The organism is Acinetobacter sp. MD2 (genome assembly GCF_035615575.1).
In the GTDB taxonomy this organism is placed as follows: Bacteria; Pseudomonadota; Gammaproteobacteria; order Pseudomonadales; family Moraxellaceae; genus Acinetobacter.
This window is the reverse complement of the sequence record NZ_VTDK01000004.1, coordinates 241,546-266,167: the sequence shown is the minus strand read 5'-3', so window position 1 is coordinate 266,167 and position 24,622 is coordinate 241,546. Positions and strand designations below refer to the sequence as shown.

At 40.2% G+C, this 24,622-nt stretch carries 25 protein-coding genes, 1 tRNA gene and 1 other RNA gene; 16 read left to right on the top strand and 11 right to left on the bottom strand.

Annotated elements, in window-relative coordinates; all coding sequences use genetic code 11:
* Positions 1–306 precede the first annotated feature (306 nt).
* Positions 307–645, bottom strand: coding sequence for an FKBP-type peptidyl-prolyl cis-trans isomerase (locus tag FXN70_RS07890; RefSeq protein ID WP_324646908.1), 339 nt, complete (start codon positions 643–645; stop codon positions 307–309).
* Positions 646–1,021: 376 nt separating this feature from the next.
* Between FXN70_RS07890 and FXN70_RS07885 the strand changes: the two genes are divergently transcribed.
* Positions 1,022–1,285, top strand: coding sequence for a hypothetical protein (locus FXN70_RS07885; protein ID WP_324646907.1), 264 nt, complete (start codon positions 1,022–1,024; stop codon positions 1,283–1,285).
* Between the two features lie 135 nt (positions 1,286–1,420).
* Here the strand turns inward: FXN70_RS07885 and FXN70_RS07880 are convergent, their stop codons facing one another.
* Both FXN70_RS07880 and FXN70_RS07875 read right to left on the bottom strand, forming a co-directional pair.
* A complete protein-coding gene (locus tag FXN70_RS07880; protein WP_324646906.1) occupies positions 1,421–1,951 on the bottom strand; it encodes an acyl-CoA thioesterase in 531 nt (176 codons plus the stop codon).
* A gap of 358 nt (positions 1,952–2,309) precedes the next feature.
* Positions 2,310–3,311, bottom strand: coding sequence for a patatin-like phospholipase family protein (locus FXN70_RS07875; RefSeq protein ID WP_324646905.1), 1,002 nt, complete (start codon positions 3,309–3,311; stop codon positions 2,310–2,312).
* A 130-nt stretch (positions 3,312–3,441) separates the two neighbouring features.
* Here FXN70_RS07875 and FXN70_RS07870 point away from each other — a divergent pair, with 130 nt between their 5' ends.
* Positions 3,442–4,233 carry a YdcF family protein gene (locus tag FXN70_RS07870; protein WP_324646904.1) on the top strand — a complete coding sequence of 264 codons (792 nt, stop codon included), beginning with the start codon at positions 3,442–3,444 and terminating at the stop codon, positions 4,231–4,233.
* Positions 4,234–4,282: 49 nt separating this feature from the next.
* On the opposite strand, the gene eat is transcribed toward FXN70_RS07870, so the two are convergent.
* Positions 4,283–5,656 carry an ethanolamine permease gene (eat, locus tag FXN70_RS07865; RefSeq protein WP_324646903.1) on the bottom strand — a complete coding sequence of 458 codons (1,374 nt, stop codon included), beginning with the start codon at positions 5,654–5,656 and terminating at the stop codon, positions 4,283–4,285.
* 233 nt (positions 5,657–5,889) lie between these two features.
* Here eat and FXN70_RS07860 point away from each other — a divergent pair, with 233 nt between their 5' ends.
* The 4 genes from FXN70_RS07860 to FXN70_RS07845 all read left to right on the top strand — a co-directional run bounded on the left by FXN70_RS07860 (position 5,890) and on the right by FXN70_RS07845 (position 10,166).
* Positions 5,890–6,891 (top strand): phosphotransferase enzyme family protein, encoded by a 1,002-nt coding sequence (locus FXN70_RS07860; protein ID WP_324646979.1) that lies wholly within the window; start codon positions 5,890–5,892, stop codon positions 6,889–6,891.
* Positions 6,892–6,998: 107 nt separating this feature from the next.
* A complete protein-coding gene (locus FXN70_RS07855; RefSeq protein ID WP_324646902.1) occupies positions 6,999–8,333 on the top strand; it encodes a haloacid dehalogenase-like hydrolase in 1,335 nt (444 codons plus the stop codon).
* Positions 8,334–8,521: 188 nt separating this feature from the next.
* Positions 8,522–9,556, top strand: coding sequence for an AraC family transcriptional regulator (locus tag FXN70_RS07850; RefSeq protein ID WP_324646901.1), 1,035 nt, complete (start codon positions 8,522–8,524; stop codon positions 9,554–9,556).
* A 391-nt stretch (positions 9,557–9,947) separates the two neighbouring features.
* Complete coding sequence (locus FXN70_RS07845) at positions 9,948–10,166, top strand: hypothetical protein (RefSeq protein WP_324646900.1); 219 nt, start codon at positions 9,948–9,950, stop codon at positions 10,164–10,166.
* A 68-nt stretch (positions 10,167–10,234) separates the two neighbouring features.
* Here the strand turns inward: FXN70_RS07845 and FXN70_RS07840 are convergent, their stop codons facing one another.
* Positions 10,235–11,578, bottom strand: coding sequence for an aspartate aminotransferase family protein (locus FXN70_RS07840; protein ID WP_324646899.1), 1,344 nt, complete (start codon positions 11,576–11,578; stop codon positions 10,235–10,237).
* A 183-nt stretch (positions 11,579–11,761) separates the two neighbouring features.
* On the opposite strand from FXN70_RS07840, the gene FXN70_RS07835 reads away from it, so the two are divergent.
* Positions 11,762–12,538 carry a DeoR/GlpR family DNA-binding transcription regulator gene (locus FXN70_RS07835; protein ID WP_324646897.1) on the top strand — a complete coding sequence of 259 codons (777 nt, stop codon included), beginning with the start codon at positions 11,762–11,764 and terminating at the stop codon, positions 12,536–12,538.
* 39 nt (positions 12,539–12,577) lie between these two features.
* Here FXN70_RS07835 and FXN70_RS07830 read toward each other — a convergent pair.
* The 4 genes from FXN70_RS07830 to coaD form a co-directional block, all read right to left on the bottom strand.
* A tRNA-Met gene (locus FXN70_RS07830) sits at positions 12,578–12,654 on the bottom strand.
* Positions 12,655–12,713: 59 nt separating this feature from the next.
* Positions 12,714–13,070, bottom strand: an RNA gene (rnpB, locus tag FXN70_RS07825) — RNase P RNA component class A.
* A gap of 20 nt (positions 13,071–13,090) precedes the next feature.
* Positions 13,091–13,360, bottom strand: coding sequence for a YfhL family 4Fe-4S dicluster ferredoxin (locus FXN70_RS07820; RefSeq protein WP_324646896.1), 270 nt, complete (start codon positions 13,358–13,360; stop codon positions 13,091–13,093).
* A gap of 10 nt (positions 13,361–13,370) precedes the next feature.
* The gene (gene coaD / locus FXN70_RS07815) at positions 13,371–13,859 is read right to left on the bottom strand and encodes a pantetheine-phosphate adenylyltransferase (protein ID WP_324646895.1); all 489 of its coding nucleotides are present in this window, start codon (positions 13,857–13,859) and stop codon (positions 13,371–13,373) included.
* 148 nt (positions 13,860–14,007) lie between these two features.
* On the opposite strand from coaD, the gene smpB reads away from it, so the two are divergent.
* The 9 genes from smpB to FXN70_RS07770 all read left to right on the top strand — a co-directional run bounded on the left by smpB (position 14,008) and on the right by FXN70_RS07770 (position 22,701).
* Positions 14,008–14,484 carry an SsrA-binding protein SmpB gene (gene smpB / locus FXN70_RS07810; protein WP_324646894.1) on the top strand — a complete coding sequence of 159 codons (477 nt, stop codon included), beginning with the start codon at positions 14,008–14,010 and terminating at the stop codon, positions 14,482–14,484.
* A 102-nt stretch (positions 14,485–14,586) separates the two neighbouring features.
* Positions 14,587–15,234, top strand: a complete 648-nt coding sequence (locus FXN70_RS07805) for a TonB family protein (RefSeq protein ID WP_324646893.1) — start codon at positions 14,587–14,589, stop codon at positions 15,232–15,234.
* A gap of 148 nt (positions 15,235–15,382) precedes the next feature.
* Positions 15,383–15,835: a BLUF domain-containing protein gene (locus tag FXN70_RS07800; RefSeq protein ID WP_324646978.1), complete on the top strand. Its 453-nt coding sequence runs from the start codon at positions 15,383–15,385 to the stop codon at positions 15,833–15,835.
* 499 nt (positions 15,836–16,334) lie between these two features.
* On the top strand, positions 16,335–17,525 hold the full coding sequence (locus FXN70_RS07795; protein WP_324646892.1) for an SfnB family sulfur acquisition oxidoreductase: 1,191 nt from the start codon (positions 16,335–16,337) through the stop codon (positions 17,523–17,525).
* A gap of 9 nt (positions 17,526–17,534) precedes the next feature.
* On the top strand, positions 17,535–18,758 hold the full coding sequence (locus FXN70_RS07790) for an SfnB family sulfur acquisition oxidoreductase (protein ID WP_324646891.1): 1,224 nt from the start codon (positions 17,535–17,537) through the stop codon (positions 18,756–18,758).
* The gene (locus tag FXN70_RS07785; protein ID WP_324646890.1) at positions 18,758–20,149 is read left to right on the top strand and encodes an LLM class flavin-dependent oxidoreductase; all 1,392 of its coding nucleotides are present in this window, start codon (positions 18,758–18,760) and stop codon (positions 20,147–20,149) included. Before FXN70_RS07790 ends, FXN70_RS07785 begins: the two co-directional genes overlap by 1 nt.
* 70 nt (positions 20,150–20,219) lie before the next feature.
* Positions 20,220–20,987, top strand: coding sequence for a MetQ/NlpA family ABC transporter substrate-binding protein (locus tag FXN70_RS07780; protein WP_324646977.1), 768 nt, complete (start codon positions 20,220–20,222; stop codon positions 20,985–20,987).
* A gap of 9 nt (positions 20,988–20,996) precedes the next feature.
* Complete coding sequence (locus FXN70_RS07775) at positions 20,997–22,061, top strand: methionine ABC transporter ATP-binding protein (protein ID WP_324646889.1); 1,065 nt, start codon at positions 20,997–20,999, stop codon at positions 22,059–22,061.
* A complete protein-coding gene (locus tag FXN70_RS07770; RefSeq protein WP_420714386.1) occupies positions 22,045–22,701 on the top strand; it encodes a methionine ABC transporter permease in 657 nt (218 codons plus the stop codon). The genes FXN70_RS07775 and FXN70_RS07770 overlap by 17 nt, the downstream gene beginning before the upstream one ends.
* A gap of 84 nt (positions 22,702–22,785) precedes the next feature.
* Here the strand turns inward: FXN70_RS07770 and pgeF are convergent, their stop codons facing one another.
* Both pgeF and rluD read right to left on the bottom strand, forming a co-directional pair.
* On the bottom strand, positions 22,786–23,523 hold the full coding sequence (gene pgeF, locus FXN70_RS07765) for a peptidoglycan editing factor PgeF (RefSeq protein ID WP_324646887.1): 738 nt from the start codon (positions 23,521–23,523) through the stop codon (positions 22,786–22,788).
* A gap of 46 nt (positions 23,524–23,569) precedes the next feature.
* On the bottom strand, positions 23,570–24,622 hold the full coding sequence (gene rluD / locus FXN70_RS07760; protein ID WP_324646886.1) for a 23S rRNA pseudouridine(1911/1915/1917) synthase RluD: 1,053 nt from the start codon (positions 24,620–24,622) through the stop codon (positions 23,570–23,572).

Here is a 24,622-nt window from a genome sequence, read left to right as displayed (position 1 = left end):
TGCTATAAATATAGCACTACATTTTATCACCTTTTATTAAAATTATCTTCATATTTCACATCATGTTATCGACACTGCATCATTTTCAATACATTTGGTAACACGCATATCTAAAAAATTATTCAAAGAAAAAACCGATTAATTGAAGCGTCGCAGTCTCATTTAATTTTGACCAATTTTGGTGCATGAATCAAAATAAGGAACACAAAAAATCAATTCACCGATTTAATCTCAAGCCAAACTGAAATACTCACCGAAACAACCAGTATTCAACTTGACCATTCACTCAGCAATGATGAAACATATTTACTCATCACGCGTTTTCACATCAAACAATTCAATTTCAAAAATAAGGTTTGAGTTTGCAGGAATAATTTTACCCATTTTGCGTTCACCATAAGCCAAATGTGCAGGGACAATTAACTTGCGCTTCCCACCAACTCTCATCCCAATAATACCCTGATCCCAACCTTTAATCACACGCCCTGTACCAATCACACATTCAAAGTAATTACCACGGTCTAGCGAGGCGTCAAATTTAGTTCCATCTTCAAGCCATCCAACATAATGTGTAGTAATTAAGGCACCTTTAACTGCTTCTTTACCTTCACCCACTTTTAAATCAATAACTTCTAACTCTTTCATGACAACGTAACTCAATGCTATTTATTTAGTACACATAATATCGAACTCCAATTTTTTTATCAAAAGCATAATGCAGCCATCTAATTGAGTAAATTTCACTCAAAACTAAACTATAACGACCAACCGAACGTATCTGTTATGTAAATTTAGGCCGTAAAAACTCCGCTAAAAACACTAGATTTCTCCACAATTGAACTATAGATCGTCACATAGTGCAACTAAGCCTTAACAAAAAATGGCGCCACGTAGTTTACAAGTAACCCCAGAGTTACAAATTGTCAGATTGATTGCCGATACTACCAAGTCATTTTACTATTTCGCTTGTCTTGATCTTCCTATGATTTAGACATTAATGAATACATTAAAGGATGCCAAAATGAAACTTGTTAAATTATTAATGCTTGCTGGACTAACTTCTGCAACAGCGGCAACTTTTGCTGCAACCAATTCAACACCGAACACAAACCTATCTTCAGACCAAAGTAATGTACCAACCGTTGTTTCAACCCAAGAACAACCTCAAAGTACTGTTGCAACAGATGCGAGTATCGCACCAACAGCCAATACGCAAGGCAACAACATAACTGCACCAAGCTCAACACAAGTGAGCAAACATCAACAAATGCAAATGCAGCATTAATTGGTACATTTAAAATAAAAAAAGACTGTGGTTGCTACCCACAGTCTTTTTATTGCAAATAGAGCAATATAACCCTATTTTGCTTTCTATATTTTTATTCCCTATCCCAAGGAATAGCAAGCATTGATCAAATGCTTATTCAGCTGTTTTTTTCGCACTTTCTTTATAGATACTGCATGAAATTTGATGATTTTCCTGCAATCGCAATTGTTTACGCTGTTCTGCTGCCTCAAAACGACAACGCTTCCAATCATTATCTAATTTTAATGGCGGAACTTGTTGTGGCTGTCCATTTTCATCTACAGCCACCATGGTAAAGAAACAACTATTGGTATGACGTTTGGTGCGCTTACGAATATTTTGTGCTTCTACGCGAATGCCAATTTCCATTGACGTGCGCCCCACATGGTTCACACTTGCCAAGAAAGTAACCAACTCACCCACATAAATTGGCTCTTTAAATGTCACTTTATCTACCGACAAGGTCACTACATAGCTACCCGAATAACGGCTTGCACAGGCATAGGCAACTTGATCCAGTAATTTTAAAACCGCACCACCATGTACATTGCCTGAAAAATTGGCCATATCTGGTGTCATCAAAACAGTCATTGTCAGTTCAGACTGATCTTCTGATGGTTGTACGACTTGATCTAACGGAGACATTTTAGCATCCATGACTAAAGGAGTATTGACGCGCAATTATATATGAATTTTAAATTTTTTGTGCAATTTAGCATTTTGTACTAAAAATTTTACATAAAAATAAAATATCAAACCAGAAGAAATTGCCCACGCTTCATTTAGATTGCATTATCTCTACACTCATTTATACAATTGCAGGCCTACTTTTGAGTCCTGTCGCTATAATCGTTTATTTATGATATGCCATTACAATACCCTCTATTAAAATCGTGGCGACAACCTATCCTCCTTGTTCTTTTTTAGGCTATCTTTTTCCAAAACTCGCACCCCAATTTTCTTAACCTCTAACCGCCATAATTTACGGTTATATAAACCTTATTTAATTTTGTCGATGCGTTTGCGCCCGTGTTTCATCCCAAGATGATGGACGATATTCAGCAGTTTTTTTTGCGATGGCTTGTTCAATATTCATAAGTTTAGCTTCTGTCGCAAGCTCGCCCTCCGACATTGTATTTACACGTTCTTTTACATCAAAGATGTGGGCTTTTTCACGAATATCAGGTCGAATAACCACATCTGCTTGCTTTAACTCAGCTTGCGACAAATGCTGCTGCATAATATTAATATTTTGGTTAAACAACCCCCAAATATTGTCTGTTTCGGTATATTTCGGCTGTGCCAAAATATCAACAGCTATAACAATATCTGCACCCAATTGACGTGCCACTTCAACAGGTACAGGACTCACCAAACCACCATCGACATATTCCGTCCCCGCAATATTGGCAGGAATAAACATGCTTGGAATAGCAGCAGATGCACTCACGGCCTGCCCTGTGTTGCCTGTATTAAATACCACTTTTTTACCATTATTGAGTTGAGTTGCCACCACAAATAAAGGAATCTTCATGTTTTCTAAAGGGGTGTTTTGCACTTGCTGATTAATAAAATCTTGTACTTTTTGCCCATCTAAAAAGCCTTTTTTTCGAATTTTAAATTCACGGACATCTTTCACCTTCATATTTAAGGCAATATCTTTGATTTGATCGGCAGTTTTGCCACTGGCATATAATGCACCGGCAATGCTGCCTGCACTGGTTCCTACAATAAAATCAGGGCGAATGCCATTTTTTTCCAATACATCGATTGCACCAATATGCGCATAGCCCCGTGCGCCACCACTACCCAAAACCAATGCCACAATAGGACGATGCTGTTGTTCACGAATCGCTTTAAAATCAAACCGATTAGGTTGTTCAGTCGCATTCGCGACAACAACCGTTGATGCTGCCGCTGTCGACTGTGCTGCATAAGTGCTTGGCAACCACAGACCATTCAACATAAAACCACTACACGCAGCAGCAACTATCCACTTTTTCATTTAAAACTCATCACAGCATCATTTCCTCACATCTTACTGTGAAAAAAAATAATCAATACGAGGGTTTGTTTACAATATTGTTTCAAAGCTTTTATGATGCAATACCAAAATTGCTACATGACAACTGCTTATGTCATCTTTACTCACGCCTTGCTGTCGGATTTTCTTATTTGTCATTGGCAGTCTGCTTTGTATAGATAGTCTATATTTGCTCGCACTTGGTAAAATTCACATTGGAATTCTTCTACCGCTATTGCTTGGCAGCCTATGGCTTTTGGTTGCTCTAAAATGGAAAGCATTACAGTATTTTTTAGCACAACACCCAAAATACAAACACGGGTATCGGCTTGGATGGTGTCTTTTATTACTTTGGTTATGCTCCTTTGCACTATTTGGCTATATGCTACAAACACAAAGTCAGAATGATTACCAAACTCCAAAACTTAAAGCCATTATTGTACTTGGAAGTGGTACAATTAATGGTCAACCCAGTCCGACATTGGCTTTACGGCTAGACCGTGCAGCACAAATTGCAATGGAGCAACCACAAGCACGGCTAGTTCTTTCGGGTGGAATTGACTTTGCAGAACAGCAATCAGAAGCACGTGTGATGGCAAATTATTTACAGCATAAATATCATCTTTCACCTAAGCAGATGATTTTGGAAGATCAAAGCACCAGCACCGCATTAAATTTAAGTAATAGTGCAAAACTCTTACAACAACATCATGTCACTACAGCCATGCCGATTGCGATTGTCACCAGTGATTTCCACACCATTCGAGCACATGCGATTGCACAAAAACAAGGTTATAGCAATGCTGTGATGCTTGGTGCTGAAACGCCCCTGCAAACTCGCTATAACGCATGGTTACGCGAATACTTTGCATTTATTAGTGGCAAAATTTTACAAGAATACTAAACACCATAAAGCCCGAACAAGTCGGGCTTTAACGTGATCATTTTACCGGTTACTCAATACTGGTTTTTAATAATTGTTGTGCTTCTTCACTCGAATCACGTTGAACTTTCGTACATAAGAAATATACATAACCGACCACAATAAAGCCAATAAAGATTGCACCAATCATTGGGTTAAAGTAGAACATTGCCACAAAACAGATGCTCGCAATGGTTAAAGCAACTGCTGGAATAATTGGATAACCCGGCGCCATAAAAGAGCGCTCAAGTTCAGGTGCTGAACGGCGTAATTTAAATAAACTTAACATGCTCATAATGTACATCAACAATGCACCAAAACATGACATCGTCACAATTGCAGCGGTTAAACTCATGCCTTGAATATTGATAAAGCTATCACTAAAGATGGCGGCAATACCAACGACACCACCTGCCAGAATAGCACGATGTGGTGTTTGAAAGCGTGAAAGTTTGGCTAAACTACTTGGTAAAAATCCTGCACGACCTAGCGCAAAAATTTGGCGTGAATACCCTAAAATAATACCGTGAAAGCTTGCAACCAACCCAAACAATCCAATCCACACCAACATGTGCATCCATGATGAATTATTACCGACCACCATTTTCATTGCTTGTGGTAATGGATCGTTAATATTTGCAAGTTTACTCCAATCGCCCACCCCACCAGCAAAGACCATAACCACAAGTGCCAACGACACCAATGTTAAAATACCAGTAATATACGCACGTGGAATAGTTTTTTTCGGGTCTTTGGCTTCTTCGGCAGCCATTGCAGCACCTTCAATTGCTAAGAAAAACCAAATTGCAAATGGAATAGCGGCAAAAATACCAGACATTGCAGCACCGCTAAAATGATTTGAACCTGCCCAACCATTCAATACAAAATTGCTAAAACTAAAGCCTGGTTTCACCACCCCAACAAAGACCAGTAGTTCAATCACAGCTAAAATTGTCACCACCAACTCAAAAGTTGCAGCAATTCTCACTCCTACAATATTTAAGCCCATAAACACAACATAAGCGCCAAGTGCAATCAGCTTAGGATTAATTTCGGGGAATTGCACATTCAGGTATGCCCCTATCGCCATGGCAATCGCAGGTGGTGCAAACACAAATTCAATTAACGTGGCAATCCCCGCCAAAAAGCCGCCCGTTTCTCCAAAGGCTTTACGACTATAGGCAAATGGCCCACCTGCATGTGGAATGGCGGTGGTCAACTCGGTAAAACTAAAAATAAAACAGGTATACATGGTGGCAATAATTAAGGTCGTGACCAAAAAACCCAGTGTTCCTGCAACGCCCCAACCATAACTCCAACCAAAATACTCGCCCGAGATGACCAATCCAACGGCAATCCCCCACAAATGAAAGGTACCTAACGTCGGTTTTAGCTGACTACTCATCGCTCTCTCCTCTCAATAGAAGAATTTTAATATTGTTTAAGCAACATCATGTGCTGCATGCTTACTTAAATAATGCGTCTGCATAACCGTGAAAACTTGACATTAAAAGACAAGTTTTCATGCTTTATTGTCAAGTCGGCAAAATTCAATCTCGCATACGCTGTATCTCAAGGATAGATGGCAAATACTCAAAGCCATTTGCAATGACAAAAAATGAACGAGGTAGGCGTATGATTTCTGTTGAACAAAATGAATATTTAGATACAACCACTTTGTTTGCACTCGCAGAACAAGCAGTTGCGCAATATCCAAAAAACTATCACGGACAAATCAAATTACTGTGCCAATCTGAAAATGCAACTTTTATAGTTCGTACCGCAGAAGCGCGTTATGCACTGCGTTTGCACCGCCCGAATTATCACAACAAACAAAATATCGAAAGCGAATTACATTGGTTAGATGCACTGACTGAACATGGTATCGCCGTACCTCAAGCAATTTTAAGCACCCAAAACGAACGGGTTTTAACCTTGCAACTTGAGGATGGTCAAATCCGTTACGCTGTTTTATTTAATTGGGTTGAAGGCGATATGCCAACCACTGAAGTTGACCCAACCGCATTTCAACAATTAGGTCAAATCACGGCACAGCTACACCATCACAGCAAAACATGGCAAATGCCCGCAACATTTGATCGTATTGTGTGGAATCACGACACCATGTTAAGTGCAGAAGGTCACTGGGGTGATTGGCGCAATGCCACTCATCTTGATGCGAAAGATCATGGCATAATTGAAGAAGCAATTGGGGTGATTGGTAAAAAACTGGCAAACTTTGGTAAAACCCCCGACCGTTATGGCCTGATTCATGCAGATTTACGCTTAACCAATTTGTTGCTACAACAAAACCGCATTGGTGTAATCGATTTTGACGACTGTGGCATGAGTTGGTTTATGCACGACCTAGCCGCCGCAATTAGCTTTAATGAACATTTAGCCCCTGCACCACAGTGGATGGAAAATTGGATTGAAGGCTATGAACGTGAAGCACATATCAGTAATGAAGAATATGCACTTATCCCGACCTTTATTATGCAGCGCCGCATTCAAATGATGGCTTGGGTTGGCTCACATGCTCAAACAGAAATGGCGTTAAGTCTTGGTGATCAATGGTCTAATGAAAGCGTGCGCTTATGTCAAAAATATTTGAATGGTGAAATGCCTGTCGGCCTTTAATTCAGCCATAAAAAAGATCATGCGATTACTGAATGTCGCCAAGACTTATTTTGGTCATATTCAGTCGCTAAGCTCAGCGCACGAACAATTAAGGACGACTCATCCAAATGCAGCACAATATCCACCAAAACAATCGAATGCAAAAATTTATACTTGGAACACTCGTTGCAAGCCTACTCGGATTAAGTGCTTGTAGTACCCATCAGTCCATTTCTGTATCATCGCAAAGTAGCAGCATGCCTGTAAAAGCTGAGTATTTGGCAGCAGGTCATTGGGATGCGTTTAACCGCGAACAGCTAAATCAACTCATCAAAACTTATGGCAAAGACAGTCCAAATTACAACCCTCAAAAACGCCCGTATATGGTCACCGACTTTGACAATACTTCGGTGTTTTTAGATATTGAAGAAGCCACTTTAATCTATCAATTAGAACATTTGGCTTTTAAGGTGACACCTGCACAGCTTAATCAAATTATTCGCAAAGGCATTAATAATCAAAACTTTGTCGCTGAATATAACAATCAACAAGGCCAATCCGTCAATATTGATAAAATCGCCCCCGATATTATTAGCAGCTACACTTGGCTGTATCAAAATTATCAGGGTTTAAATGGCAAAAAAAGTTTAGTCGACATCCAAAAAGACCCACACTATTTAGACTTTGTCACCAAAATGCGCTACTTGTATGCCGCAATTGGCGACACCTTTGACCATGAGGTGGCTTACCCGTGGGTAACTTATTTATTTACTGGCATGACCGAAAGCCAAGTGCGTGATTTGGTCAAAGCCACATTTGCATGGCAACAGCAACAACCAATTGGCCCTGTCAAATGGATATCCCCCGCAAGCCTTGCAGGCAAAGCAGGCGTGGTGAGTATTGAATGGGAAAATGGCTTACATCCTTATCAGGACATGCAAAATCTGTTTAAAACCTTGCAAGACAATGGTATTGATGTCTATGTCTGTTCAGCCTCGTTTATTGATGTTATTAAAGAAATTATTTCTAATCCGGACATGGGCTATAACATTGATGCAAGCCATGCCTATGCCATGGAACTTGAACGCGATGTACAAGGCAAAATTTTACCTGAGTTTCGTCATGGCTATGCACAAACCCAAGGTAAAGGTAAAACCCAAACCATTCAACGCTTTTTAGTGTCGAAATATGGCTATGGCCCAATTTTGATTGCAGGCGATAGCGAAGGCGATCAAAATATGATGCAAGATTTTAGCGATACAAAAAAAGTCATTATTGTAAACCGCTTACGTAAACCAAGCACCGATATTGGCAAGTTTTCACAGCTTGCAGTACAAAGTTATGGCAAAACCGATGCCAAGTTTTTATTGCAAGGTCGTGATGCCAATACAGGGCTATTTACAGGTTCAATTAAAAGCTTAAGTTTTGGTTCAACCACAGCAAAAACGCTCAAAGGCGAATAATTTTTTACCCTTAAGGTGTAGTAAATTGCTATTTTGCTACGCCTCGGTTTATGCTTAAAATGGCATTGCAATGGAATGCAAACAACAAAATATGACCTGCAACAAATTAACCAAAATGGATTTGGTGAATAATTAAATTGGTACGTATTTTGCTTAAGAACAAGGATAGATGAGGCAGGAGAATTGCCATGTTTCAGCTCAACGCAGCTCAATTATTATCAAATAATATGTGTAATCAAGGCGTTCTTTCTTCTGCCGCATCAGGTTTAAGTGAGTTTATTACCATAAAAGGCGCAGATGCAGACCGAGTTTTTGGTATTAGCGGGATTAATAGTGAATTACTCAGCAGCCCAACACTTAGCCTACAACTTCCAAATTATTGTAAAGTATTAGAACAAGCGGCCGTACTTTCTGGCTGTGATAATTTTGGCTTACATTATGGTCAGCAGTTCCAACCGAAGGCTTTGGGTTTAATTGGATATATTGGCTTATGCTCTGCAACCTTAGAAAGTGCACTATTTAACATGACCCATTACTTCCATTTGCACCAAAAGGACACGCTCACCCGCATGGTCGATTTAGGCGATAGCTGGCGAATTGACTATCAAATTCATCACGGTGCGATTTTAACTCGTCGTCAGGATGCAGAATTAACTTTAGGCATGTTTATGAATGTGATTCGTGAAGTTTTAGGGCCTCATTATTCACCACGTGGCATTCATTTTGAACATACCCGCCCTGAATTTTGGCAAGAACATAGTAAACTATTTAATGCGCCAGTCTATTTTGATCAACCTTTTAATTCAATTTTAATTACCAAAAAAGACACGCAACATCGCATGCCGAATCATGACCCGATGTTACTGACCATGATGCTCGACACCCTGCGCTTACTTAATTTAAGTGTCCAAAGCCAAACCCTTACCGATCAAGTTCGCTCGCATATTCAACTTGAACTCAGTGAAGGTGAACCTAATTTAGAAAAAATCGCCCAAGATATTGGACTCAGTGGTTGCACACTTACTCGTCGTTTAAAATCGGATGGTTTTACCTTTACCGCACTTGTAGATAAAGTCCGCTCAGAACTGGCCGAACAGTATATGAAACAAAGAAATATTCCGATTTCTGAAATGGCATTTTTACTCGGCTATTCAGAAGCCAGTGCTTTTTCTCGTGCTTTTAAACGTTGGTTTGGGGTAAATCCAAGACAGTGGCGTAATTAAAATGCTGACTGTTGTTTTTAATCCACTCAATAAAAAGTTTGAGTGCAGTTGACTGATATTTTTTACTGGCATAATACAAATAAAAAGGTGTTTTAGGACAAGCATATTGACTTAAAATGGGTTGTAGCTAGCCTCTTTCTACGTATTGTTGCACCAAGTTTTCATAAACATAAATAATCCCTAAATGTGCTAAACCAGCATCAATCATCATTTGGTCGGTATTAAAAAATCAGGTCTCCCATCACCTTCTTCTCAATTCGCTTGCCCTCAAGCATAAACTCCCATGCATACAATGCATCACTTGGAAATTTCCGCTGAATACAATTAAAGTTAATTAATTCTTCAATACGCTGTGGTTGACCAAATTTTGCAATAAATTGCGGTGTCGCAAATGGATGTTATCGTACGGCTTAAGCAAAGGGTAAAGCAATCATGTCATCTACTAACAACTTCTGAGATTCACAAAGTTGAACATTTGCAAGATAACGTACAAGCGGTTGATTTAATTTTGTCGAGTGAAACTTTACAACATCTGAATGATCTTTTTGTTCCTCAAGCGATTTGTGGTGAACGCTATACAGAAAAAGATTTGGCTTTTTTAGACAACTAATTTCATTTTTATATCGACTAAAAACCCCATAAATTGTGTTCAACTTATGGGGTTCAGTTTCAAAATAATTAAGCTTTAAGTTTACGAATCGACTGATCCAAAGCACTCACCAACCAATCAATATCATGTTCTTGGAAAGCAAGTGGTGGACGAAGTTTCAACACATTTCCATACGGCCCTGCAACTGAAGTTAAAACACGATGGGTGTTACGCAATTCTTCAATTAAGTCCAACGCCAATTGTTTGTCTGGCGTTTTACTGTCACGGTCTTTAACCAGTTCAAAGCCAATAAATAAACCTGCACCACGTACATCGCCCACGCATTCATGCACATCCATCAGCTTGGTCAGTTCAGCTTGTAATAACGCACCGACGCGTTTGCTGTGTGCTTGTAATTCCTCTTCCTGAATCACCTTTAACACTGCTTGCGCTGCCGCCATCGAAACTGGGTTACCACCAAAGGTATTGAAGTAAGGAATATTGTCGCTAAATGCAGCTAAGACATCACTTTTTGCCAATAAACCTGACACAGGAATCCCGTTACCCATTGGCTTACCGGTGGTAATCACATCAGGTACGATCCCATGTCGACCAAAGCCCCAAAATGAATCGCCTGTACGAGCAAAACCAGGTTGCACTTCATCGGCAATGAAAATACCTCCATTGGCATGGACCACATCAACCGCTTTTTTCAAGAAACCTGCTGGATTTGGCATCACACCATCTGACGAGAAAATTGAATCCGCCATAAAGCCCGCAAATTTAATGCCTTTGGCATTCATGTCATCAATTTGTTGTTGAATTTGACCAGCAAACCACTCGCCTAAATCATCGGTTTGAATACGGTAATGATCGGGTGCTGGCACTAAACGTGTGGTTGCATCCAAAGCCTGACCTGTACCCAAAGCTGGCGAACAACCCGAGGTTAAGCTACTGGTGCCATGATACGACTCTTGCGAGACAATAATGCCTGTACCACCGCTAAATTCACGTGCAATCCGAATCGCCAAATCATTCGCTTCTGAGCCTGTGCACATATACATAGCGCGGTCAATTTCAGCAGGCGTGGTTTTTAATAATTCTTCAGTATAGTTCAAAATATTTTCGTGCAAATAACGGGTATGCGTATTCAGCATTTGCATTTGCTCGTTTACCGCTTGAATGACCGCAGGATGACAATGTCCAATGCTGGCCACATTGTTATACACATCTAAGTATTTATTGCCTGCAGCATCCCAGAGATACTGCCCTTCACCCTTAACCAAATGCACAGGATTACGATAAAACAAACGATAGGACTCGCCCAAAACTTTACTGCGCTTATCAGTCAATTTACGGGTTTCAGCATCCAAAGCATCGGCATGTTCTGCACGAAAACTGTTGGTATCCATAATGGTTGAACGTGTTGCCATGTGCGTCTCCTTGGGGAAAGTCCTAATCTGTATGCTAGGTTAATTTTTCTGCATACCCTGATCATAATCCGAGTTTTTTTAAAATGCAATAAAATACACAAATACTTTTTTATACACATTTATGATTCGATTTTTTTGCTATTTGGCTTTACTATATCGGTTAAATATTCATTGAGAATGGCCATGTTGCAACAAGAACGCCTACATCGCATTCAGGCATTATTAAAAAAATTACAGCGTTTAAGTACTGAGCGCGTCATGAATGAATTGGAGATTTCGCGAGAAACTGCCCGCCGAGACATGATTGAACTTGAAGCGCTTGGTGTTGCCAAACGCGTTCATGGTGGCTTAGTTGCAACCGAAAGTATTGCTGTTGAAGCGCCGCTGCATATTCGAAATACCCAATTTGCCAAAGAAAAACGTGCCATCGCACGCGCCGCGATTCAGCATTTACAATCAGGTCAAACAATTTTTATGGATGCAGGCAGCACAACCTCCATTTTGGCAGAAGAACTGCGCACGCTTTCGGGTCTAACCATCCTCACAAATAGCTTGCAAGCGGTATTTAACCTCACCATGGCCAACGATGCCGAACAAATGAGCCATGAAATTATTTTATTAGGTGGGCGTGTTCAACAGCGCGCACAAACCCAAGGCGAGTTGCTGATTCAAGAAATTTATCGTTATCAGGCAGATATTGCACTGTTATCGCCAGTAGGTATTCATCCTACATACGGTGCGAGTAGCTTTTACACCGAAGAAGCACATATTGCCCAAGCCATGCTCAAACAAAGCCAACAAACAATTATTTTGGCAGATCAGAGTAAATTAGATATCATCAGCCGTGTAAATTATGCCAAACCAAGCGAAGTTAGCGCTTTAATTAGCAATAAAGATGATAAATCAGAGATTGATTACAGCGCTTATCAAAAAGCGTTTGCACAAGTTGAATGGGTTTAAGGCATAAAAAAAGACCACGCGTGTGCGTGGTCTATAAAATGGTGGCTATGACGAGACTTGAACTTGTGACCCCCGCATTATGAGTGCGGTGCTCTAACCAACTGAGCTACATAGCCGAAAACTGTGCGCGCATTATCTTTAAATTTTAATGCAACGTCAAGCATTTTTTTAAATTTAGTGAAGTGAGCCTGTAAGCCGGGTTCTGTCGAGAACGATCATTCTTCTAGGCGTACAATCACTCGTACGCTCAAGCGACCTACCCGAATCCAGTACGGGCCGTACCTATTGGATTCCTATTTGGTCTTGCTTCTGGTGGGGTTTACCTTGCCGTGAACTGTTACCAGCCACGCGGTGCGCTCTTACCGCACCCTTTCACCCTTACCTCACGAATGAGGCGGTCTACTCTCTGCTGCACTTGCCGTCGGTTTACACCGCCCAGGCGTTACCTGGCACCCTGCCCTTTGAAGCCCGGACTTTCCTCCCCTGCTTTAGTCACGAAGACCTCCACAGCAGCGACCGTCCAGCTCACTTCGGCGCGTATAATAGCAACTTTTATTCAGAATTGCTTGTATTTTTTTGCGCAGTTAAACGCTCATACTTTGCAAATAACTGATTTTGGCTTTCTAAATGGTTTGGGTCGAGCGGAATACAATCGACCGGACAAAAAAGTTGACACTGTGGTTTGTCAAAATGCCCCACACATTCAGTACATAAATCTGGATCAATTTCGTAAATCAGCTCACCAAAATAAATTGCTTCATTCGGACACACCGGTTCACAAACATCACAATTGATACATTCATCGGTAATATATAAAGACACCTGCTTAACCTTATTTAGATTGATATTTTAGATTAAAAGCATCTACCACATGCTGTGGCACAAATTTAGATACATCACCATGTAAACGTGCAATTTCACGCACCATGGTCGATGAAATAAATGAATATTGTTCGGCAGGCGTTAAAAATACCGTTTCAAAGTTAGCATCTAAAGTACGGTTCATATTCGCCAATTGAAACTCATATTCAAAGTCAGATACGGCACGTAAACCACGCAAAACTGCAGTGGCTTTTTGTTCTTGAAAAAAGTTCACCAACAAGCCATCAAAACCAATAAATTCAACATTATTTAAATGGCTTAATGCTTCTTTTGCCAAGGCAACACGTTCATCTAAAGAAAACAAAGGATTTTTATGGTGCCCAATCGCAATTGCCACCACTACTTCATCAAACATTTTTGATGCACGAACCACTAAGTCGACATGCCCTTTGGTAATTGGATCAAAGGTACCCGGATAAATGACGCGTGTTTTAAACATCCAAATGTTCTCTAATTTGAGCTCGAATTTTTCCATTTTAGCAAAAACTTGTTTTTTTAGCGAAGGAACTACACTTGAAATTATGGAAAATACTTCACCTCTGCCCAAGTTTACGGCACAATAAGCACAGATTTGGAATGATTTGATTATGGCGAAAGCAACTGTAGTTAAAAAAAATAATGGCGGTACCATTGCACAGAACAAACGTGCCCGTCACGATTATTTTATTGAAGAAAAATTTGAAGCTGGCTTGTCTTTACAAGGCTGGGAAGTCAAATCTTTACGTGCTGGGCGTATGAGCCTTGTCGAAAGCTACATCCTATTTAAAAATGATGAAGCTTATCTGTTTGGTGCTCAGATTCAGCCATTGTTGTCTGCTTCAACCCATGTTGTACCTGAAGCCACCCGCAGCCGTAAGTTGCTCCTTTCGCGCCGTCAGCTTGAACAGCTCATGGGTGCTGTGCAACAAAAAGGCTATTCATGTGTACCACTGGCCTGTTATTGGAAAGGTCATTTAGCCAAGCTTGAAATTGCTTTGGTTAAAGGGAAACAATTGCACGACAAACGCGCCAGTGAAAAAGATCGCGACTGGCAACGTGACAAAGCACGTATATTTCATAAATAAAAAACTCACATTGGTTGCTCAAAGACTTGGGCAATCAATGCTTCGATAACAAAAACTCGTTAATCATCCTGCATATCTTGCTTATTTTTATATGGTTTATTTATGAACACCTTAATAAAAAAAATCGTCTGGTGTTGTATTCCACTGTTGTGCAGCTTTAGTTTTCAAAGTTATGCCGCCGAGCCAAGCATCGCCAATTTGACGCAGAATCAAGTAAAATGGTTACGTAGCCCACATGTGAATATCAATGATAAAATGCTTTTAGGCTACGACAGAAGCGCACAAATACAATTTGAAACCAGTCCCAATGGGCAAATCACAGATGCCAAAATCATTAAAAGTAGTGGACTAGATCAAATAGATAACATCCTACTCAAGGCCATTAAAAGCGCGAAACTAAGCCCTTATCAAGAAAATGGCATATATTATCCAGTACGTGCAATCCAACCCTTTACAATACTGGCTGATCGAACACCAAAAATTCTTTATGAACCTAACATTATGGTTTCTAAACGAATGCTTCAAGGTCAAGAACGCACCATGACACTGTATGCAACAGCAGATGATAACGGCAACATTAACCAAGCTAAAATTATTAAAAGCAGCGGTGTGGCTGAATTAGATGAATATGTATTGCAAGAATATCGCCAAAAAGTCAAATTTCATCCACTGATTATTAATGGCAAGCCATATCCAATTGAAGTAACTCGTAGCTTTATCTTTTCACAAACGCTCAACACTATCGATTAATTAAATAAAGCTGGCAAACTTATTTCAAATGCGAAGAATGAAAAAACTTATCTTTATAAAATAAACTCATGTATGATCAATATCAGTAGAAATTCCCATGATTTTCAAAATATTGATTATTACAACATATTTATTTGAGTTATTTTTGATGCAAAATATAAGATTGCTTTATGCAAGTAAAAAAACAAATCAAGATATTGATGTAAAAGCTGATTTGATGCAAATCCTAAACACCGCAGTTGATTTTAACTATCGAAATCAAATTACAGGGGTTTTATATTATGGTTATGGCTATTTTGCACAATGGATAGAAGGGTCAAAAGAAATTATCGACTATCTATTTTATCAAAAAATTATTCTTGATTCTCGCCATCAAGACTGTGAAATACTCCTATATCAAGAATGTGAAGAGCGTTTTTTTAAAGATTGGAGTATGAAGTTTGCCCCTATCAATCAAAATCTAAAACAATTTTTTGCAGACCATCACGCTTCTCAATTTAATCCTTACTTAATTTCCAAGCAAAGTATCGATCCTTTTATTCACCTCTTAGTGAATCAACCCAATACACTCTTACACAACACCACATTATCTAACCCATAAAGTTTAATAAGGATAATGCAATTATTTTATTGAATTTTCACTCAATAACTAAATATTCATTTCTATACCTTTATCTAAAAAATAGAAGAGTGAATGATTTATTTTAAGTTTTAATTTAGCCTAAATTTCCTACTTTAGGCTTTAATATTTAATTCATAAAGATGTATTTTTATTGGAGTCATAGCAATTTTAATCTCTGCCTCCAATAAATATGTATATCCGATTAACGCTGATTGATTTTCACATTTTAGATTCGACTTCTTCTTACAATAATGATCGCAACTTATATCTTTTGCAGCAATCTTTATCTCAATTTTGGCATTTAAGCTTCACAGCAACATAAAAATAAATTAATTTTCAATAACTTAAATAAAAATAATTTTTCATTTCATTGGTAAAACCGTCATTGTGATTTTTTTCATATTTATTGCATTATTCCTCATTTCTGCTGCCTGCCATTTTTGGCTATGGTTTTCCTATTGAGTTTTAGGAGTACATCATGCCAACCAACAAGAGTCCGATTCAAAACGACCAAACCGCCTTAAATGCAGCCTATCAATTGGCTGACTTAGCTTTGGAACAGCGAAATTTACGTGATCAAAAACGAATTTTACCGCATGAAATCATCAAAACATTAGTAGAAAAAGGATTGGCGGCGATTCGTGTGCCAAAACAATATGGGGGTGCTTATGTTTCTAACCAAACCTTAGCGCAAATTTTTCGAATTTTGGCCAAAGCTGATGCCAATATTGGGCAAATTCCACAAAATGGCTTTGGAGTACAAAACATTATTCGCTTGGTTGGCTCAGAACAACAAAAAGAATTTGTATTTAGCGAAATTTTAAAAGGCAAATTTATTGCCAATGGTGGCCCTGAACGTAACAGCCAAGACACCAAAAGTATTCATACCCGTTTAGATATTGAAAATAACCAATACTTTGTCACAGGTGAGAAATTTTATTCTACAGGCAGTCAATTTGCAGACTGGTTAGCGATTAAAGCACAACATCCCGAAGGTTATTTGGTGTTGGTATTGATTGATCGCCATGCCAAAGGTGTGACTGTAGTTGATGATTGGCATGGATTTGGGCAACGCACCACATCTAGCGGCAGTGTAAAACTAGAGCGTGTAAACGTAAATCCCTTACTTATTTTTGATGAACGTGGACTCACAGCACAAAATTCTGCCCGTGGTGCTTATTCGCAATTATTACAAGTCGCGATTGATGTTGGGATTGCCGAAGCTGCCTTTCAAGATACGCTCAGTACGATTCGTAAAGCCCGCCCAATTGCAGATGCTAATGTCGAACGCGCTTCACAAGAACCTTACACATTACAAGAGGTCGGTAAACTCGACGTCTTACTCAGTGCGGCAATTTTACTACTTGATGATGCTGCGGCATATTTAGATGAACTTGAATCTGCCAATCATATCAGTGATGCACAAATTGCCGAAGCGTCAATTAAAGTCGCTGAGGCAAAAATTTATGCACATCACGCTGCGCTCACTATTTCAGAAAAATTGTTTGAATTGGGAGGAAGCCGTTCCTCTTTAAGCCAACACAACCTTGACCAACATTGGCGCAATGCCCGTGTACACACCTTACATGACCCTGTGCGGTGGAAATATTTTGCCCTTGGAAATTATTACTTAAATGGCGTTCATCCTGCTCGCCATGCGTGGATTTAAGGAGCAGCTATGACTTCATATCAAGAATTTTGGACACAAAAGAGCATTCCACAACCCTTAGCACACCGCATTCAGTCCGACCAAGAAGCTTTAGAGATTGCGCAAACTTTAAGTCAGCAATTTAAACAGCAAGCACAGCAACGCGACCAAAACCGCCAGCTTCCTTTTCATGAAATTGAACAATTTAGCCAATCGGGTTTATGGGGCATTACCGTACCAAAGCAATTTGGCGGTGCTGAAGTGTCTAGCTATACAGTGGCACAAATTATTGCCCTATTTAGTGGCGCAGATGGTTCAATTGGGCAAATTCCACAAAATCATTTTTATGCACTTGAAGTGCTACGTAACACGGGCACATTCGAACAACAGCAACATTTATATGGCGAAGTTTTAAGTGGTGCGCGTTTTGGCAATGCTTTAGCCGAATTTAAAACCCGAAATTCCACTCAAAAACATGCTCAATTACAAAAAATTGAAAATGGTTATTTAATTCAGGGCGAAAAGTTTTATTGCACAGGCAGTTTATTCGCCCATCGCATTCCCACCTTAGTTAAAGATGAATTTGATCGTGAGTTTTTAGCTTTTGTACCACGACATCGCCAAGGCATTGAAATCATTGATGACTGGACAGGATTTGGCCAACGTACCACAGGCAGTGGTTCAGTCAAATTTAACCAAGTTTTTGTCGATACGATGGATGTGATTCCCTTTGATGAAGCCTTTTTAGGCCCCACTTTGGTTGGCCCCTTTGCACAGCTCATGCATGCAGCCATTGAAACAGGGATTGCCCGTGCTGCTTTTGAAGAAACCAAACAGCGTATTCGCCAAGCCCGTCCATGGATTGATTCAGGCGCTGAGCTTGCAACCCAAGACCCACTCACGCTATATGAACTTGGGCAAATTGCAGTCGATGTAAAAGCTTCCGAACTTTTGCTTAAGCAGTCAGCTAAAACAGTCGATGATGCAAAAGTACAAAATAATGCCGAACAAATAGGCAAAGCATCAATTGAAGTGGCTAAAGTCCGCGCCCACAGTACAGAAACTGCACTTAAAGCAGCATCAAAATTAATTGAATTGGCAGGCAGTCGTGGCAGCCAACTTAAAGATGGGCTAGATGTGTATTGGCGCAATGCCCGTGTGCATACCTTGCACGACCCAGCACGCTGGAAATATTACTTTATTGGGAATTATGCGTTAAACCGCGTCTTACCACCACGACGGGGGACGCTGTAATGACCAAGCAGATTTTACTCAATGCTTTTGACATGAATAGTGTCGGACATATTAATCATGGTTTGTGGACGCATCCACGTGACCAATCGCACCGTTTTAATGAATTAAACTATTGGACAGACCTTGCTCAGACCCTTGAACAAGGTCTATTTGATGCTTTATTTATTGCCGACATTACAGGCGTGTACGATGTCTATCAGCACAATTTAGATGTAACACTAAAAGAGTCTGTGCAATTACCTAGCCACGATCCCTCAACCTTAGTCTCGGCGATGGCACATGTAACGCAACATTTAGGCTTTGGTTTAACGGTCAATTTAAGTTATGAACACCCCTACCAATTGGCACGGCGTTTTGGCAGTTTAGACCATTTAACCCAAGGGCGTATTGGTTGGAATATTGTCACAGGCTATTTAGACAGTGCCGAGCGTTTAATTGGGCAACAAAGCTTAACTGAACACGATTTGCGTTATGACCAAGCCGAAGATTTTTTAGAGCTGTGCTACAAATTTTGGCAAGATTCTTGGGAAGATGATGCCGTTCAAATCGATAAAAAACGGCGTATTTTTACCGACCCCAAAAAAGTTCACCAGATTCAACATCACGGTCGGTTTTTTCAAAGCCAAGGTGTCTTTCAAGTTGCACCTTCACCACAGCGCACGCCTGTTTTATTTCAAGCAGGTGCATCACCACGTGGTATTGATTTTGCCACCCAACATGCCGAATGCGTGTTTATTGGTGGCGATCATCCCGAAAAAATTAAACAACAAGTACAACAATTACGCACCCAAGCACAGCGTAATGGCCGTGATGCGAGTGCACTGAAAATTTTTGTGGGCATTAGCGTGGTCAGTGATGAAACTCATGCCAAGGCACAACAAAAATTTGCTGAATATTGCCAATATGCCAGTCCCGAAGCAGGACTTGCCCATTATTCAAGCTCCATCGGTCTAGACTTATCACAATATGCCGACAATGAAGTGATTCCATATCGGCACAGCAACAGCATTGTTTCGGTTAATCAAAAATTTAAAGAACAACGTATCACCCCTGCCAATTTAAAAGCACAACATGTTTTAGGTGGACGCTATCCATTATTTATAGGCAGTGGCAGTGAGGTTGCAGAACAACTGATTCAATTTTTAGATGACACAGGCATTGACGGTTTTAACTTAACCCGAACCGTTACACCTGAGTCACATCAAGACTTTATTCGCTGGGTAATCCCTGAACTACAACAATGTGGGCGCTATAAAACAGCATATGACACAGGTACGTTACGCCATAAAATTTTCCACAATGGCGATCGTTTACCAAGCAACCATCCCGCACAGCAAAACCAAGTAAAAAATCGAATACAACAACCGCATAAACAAGATCAATTTATTTAGGAGAATAAGCATGACTCAACAACATAAACTTCGAAACTTATCCCTTATTGGGGGCGTTTTTCTGCTTGCGATGATCGGTTTTTTTGTATGGAATAAACAACAAGCCCAAAAAGAATTGGTAATTGGAATTACCCCTGCCTTTGCAACCACACTCAAAGTGGTGGCAGATGAAGCTAAAAAACAAGGGCTGAACGTCAAATTGGTGGAATTTTCCGACTGGAAAACACCAAACTCAACTTTAAACAGTGGCGATATTGATGCCAACTTTTTTCAACATCAACCCTTTTTAGACAATGCAATTAAAGAAGGTCATTATCAGCTTAAACCTTTTGCAGTGGGTGCGGCATCTTTAGTTGGTTTATATTCCAAAAAATATAAAAATTTAAATGACTTACCACAACAAGCACGAGTTGCGGTACCGAATGACCCTGTCAATGAAGGTCGAGCATTGCTGTTATTACAACAAGCCAAACTGATTACCTTAAAAGACCCCAAAAATTATTTATCGACCTTACAAGACATTACTAGTAATCCTAAACAACTCAAATTTATTGAAGTTGAAGGCCCACAAACTGCCCGTGCGGTTGATGATGTCGATTTAGCCTTTAGCTATCCACATTACTTACATCTTGCTAAAACCATCGACCCCAAAGACGCTTTGGAATTTAACAGTAAAGAAGACAAACGCTATGCGATTTTATTTGTGGTACGCAAAGACTACCAAGACCAAGGCGGCCGCTTACAAAAATTTGTCGATCTCTATCAAAACTCACCTTTAGTCAAAGCATCGTTAGATAAAGAAATTGGTGCAGGACTTTGGTATGCGGGCTGGAAATAGGAGAATCTTATGGTTAGTTTTGGTTCAAGCACTGCATTTTCAGCGCCACATATTCGAATTCGCAACTTAAATAAACAGTATATTGGACAAAACCAACAGCCAATTCAGGCTTTAAAAGAGATTAATTTAGATATTCCTCAAGGGCGTATTTTTGGGATTATTGGACGCAGTGGTGCAGGAAAATCCTCACTTATCCGTAGTTTAAATGGCTTAGAACAACCCACTTCAGGGACGGTACATATTCATCAACAAGAATTAAGTGCACTCAGTCATGCCGAACTCATCCAACTACGGCAACGCATTGGTATGATTTTTCAGCACTTTAATTTAATGTCTGCTAAAACGGTATGGGACAATATTGCCCTACCACTCAAAATTGCAGGCGTGAAAAGAACCGAAATTGAGACTCAAGTGACTCAAGTTTTGAACTTGGTGGGGTTAAGCCATAAAGCGCAGCATTATCCATCGCAACTCTCGGGTGGTCAAAAGCAACGCGTTGGGATTGCACGTGCCTTGGTGCATCACCCTGAAATTTTACTGTGTGATGAAGCAACCTCAGCACTTGACCCCGAAAGTACCGCAAGTATTTTAGCTTTACTAAAAAAAATTAATCACGAGCTTGGCATCACAATTGTATTAATTACCCATGAAATGCAGGTGATTCGCGAAATTTGTGATGAGGTCGTGGTGATTGATCAAGGTGAAATTGTAGAGTCGGGTGCGGTATGGTCAATTTTTTCACAGCCCCAACACACCATTACCCAAGAACTATTAGACGTCAAGCAACACAAATACGACCTTCAATTAAATCGTAGCAATGATGAAGCGATGCCCTATCAAGTGTTACAGCTTAAATATGTGCATGACACCCAAAGCAATTTTGATTTAACCGCGTATTTACATCAACTCAATACGCCTGTGCAAATTTTACAAAGCCAAATCGATCAAATCCAACAACATACGTTAGGTCATGTAGTCTTTGCAATTGCAGCAGAAACCAAACTTCTAAGCCAATTGCCAATGCATGCAGCAGTTCAAAATATTCAGGTGCTCGGTTATGTCAGAACTCTTTAATTTACTCACCAATGGCACGATCGACACTTTATTGATGGTCGGTATCTCCGCGTTCATTGCCTTTATCCTTGGTCTACCGCTTGCAGTTGCATTGGTATGTACCTCTGCTCAAGGCATTTATCCATCTTTAAAAATTCATCAACCATTGGGGTGGCTTATCAATATCACCCGTTCTATTCCTTTTTTAATTTTAATGGTCGCGCTTATTCCATTGACCCGATTTTTAGTTGGAACAAGTTATGGCGTTTGGGCAGCGATTGTACCGTTATCGCTTGCAGCCACACCTTTTTTTGCTCGAATTGCCGAAGTGAGTTTAAGAGAAGTCGATTACGGCTTAATTGAAGCCGCACAAGCCATGGGCTGTAATCGAAAACAAATTATTTGGCATGTGTTATTACCCGAAGCCTTGCCCAGTATTGTGGCAGGCTTTACGGTGACAATTGTCACTATGATTAATTCTTCTGCCATTGCAGGTGCAGTCGGTGCGGGTGGTTTGGGTGATGTGGCATATCGCTATGGTTATCAACGCTTTGATACCCAAATTATGCTTACCGTCATTATTTTATTGGTCATTTTGGTCATGTTTGTGCAAACCATGGGTGATCAAATTGCACAACAGCTAGATAAACGTAAAATTTAAATCCTTGCAGTAAAAAAAATGTAAAACCGACTGTATTAAGCCAGTTTTACATTTGCATCTTGTTCATTTAAGTAAAAAAAGACCCTATTGCATAAATACAAATGTAGCCATCCGCCCTGTTTTGGCATTTCGGCGATACGAAAAATAATCCTCTGTTTGAGCATAACTACATGCATCGCCACCCAAAACCAAGCTTAGACCTTGCTGCTGTAAAATATAGCGTGCGATGGCATATAAATCGGCATGGTACTTCCCATCTTGCTGTCCTGCTTTAAAGGCAAACTCAAGTGGATATTTGCTACAAAAGGCAGCTTTAACTTCTGCGCCAATTTCAAAGTTTGGCTGACTAATACACGCACCAAGCCATGCCCAAGTCGGCTGACTCTGCATAGTGGCAACCGTATTTTCAATGATACCACCTGCCAACCCACGCCAACCTGCATGCAAATTAGCAACTTCAGTACCGTCTGCATTACCTAAAACAACAGGCAAACAATCTGCTGTCATCATTAATAGTGCATGGGCTTTTTGCTGTGTCACCAAGCCATCGCCAACCAAAGGTTCAAAATACACCTGTTCATTTACGGTATGACAAATAGTGCTATGGGTTTGGGTCATCCACGTGAGTTTCTGTACACCAAACGGCATAAAATCTTGCAACAATTGCATACGGTGCTGCTGTACCCGTGCAGGATCATCTTGCACATGTAACGCTAAATTGAAACCTGCCAAATCGGGTTGCAGACTTGGCAAACACTGTGGATGTTGCAGTTTAGTTTGTCCCACATACACCCCTGTTGGAAGCCCTGCGACAAATTGCATATTATTTCCCTTTAATTCAGCAGATTTCAGTTTTCATCGATATGACTTAATAGGCACGGTCTTCTTCACGTAATACCGCAACTAAATTGGCAAAATCTTCAGGCCACGGTGCTTCAAAAGTCATTTCTTCACGAGTACGTGGATGCATTAAACCCAATTTAGCCGCATGCAAAGCTTGACGGCGGAAACCACGTAAGGTGTTCGCGAGCAATTCAGAAGCGCCCGCAGGAACACGCACACGGTTCATATAAACAGAATCGCCAATTAAGCCATAACCAATATAGGTAAAGTGCACACGAATTTGATGGGTACGCCCTGTTTCAAGCTGTGCTTGCACGCGGGTAAAATGTTGGAAACGCTCTTTAACGTTGTAATGGGTCACAGAATCACGGCCACCTGGTAAAACCGCCATTTTAATGCGGTCTACAGGGTGACGTTTGATTGGTTCATCAATCGTACCACCTGCCACAATATTGCCGTAAACAACCAAGTCATATACACGATAGACCGATTTATTTGCCAATTGTTTGGTCAATGAAAATTGAGCTTCAAGGTTTTTAGCAACCACAAGTAAGCCACTGGTGTCTTTATCGATACGATGTACCAAACCTGCACGCGAAAGTTCTGCTGCTTGTGGGAAATGATATAACAATCCATTGACCAAGGTTCCTGATGGATTACCCGCACCGGGATGCACAATCATGCCCACAGGTTTGTTAATCACCAAAATATCATCATCTTCATAAACAATATCAAGTGGGATATTTTCAGGTTGGCTTTTGGTTTGCACCTCAAGTTCAACATCAAGGGTGAGTATTTCTTGACCTTCACAGCGATATTTCGGTTTAATTTTGTTACCGTTCACCAATAAGTGGCCGTCTTTCATCCACTGTTTGAGTTTTTCACGTGAAAATTCCGACCAAACCATTGCTGCGACTTGGTCTATGCGTGATCCGATATACGAATCATCCAACTGAAATTGCAACGATAAATGTGTTGCAGTTGCTGACGAATTATGATTATCTGCATCGTCAGCATCTTCAAGTAAATTGAAATCTGTTTCAGTGGAATTAGAATGAGAAGATTGTGTTGAAGTCAT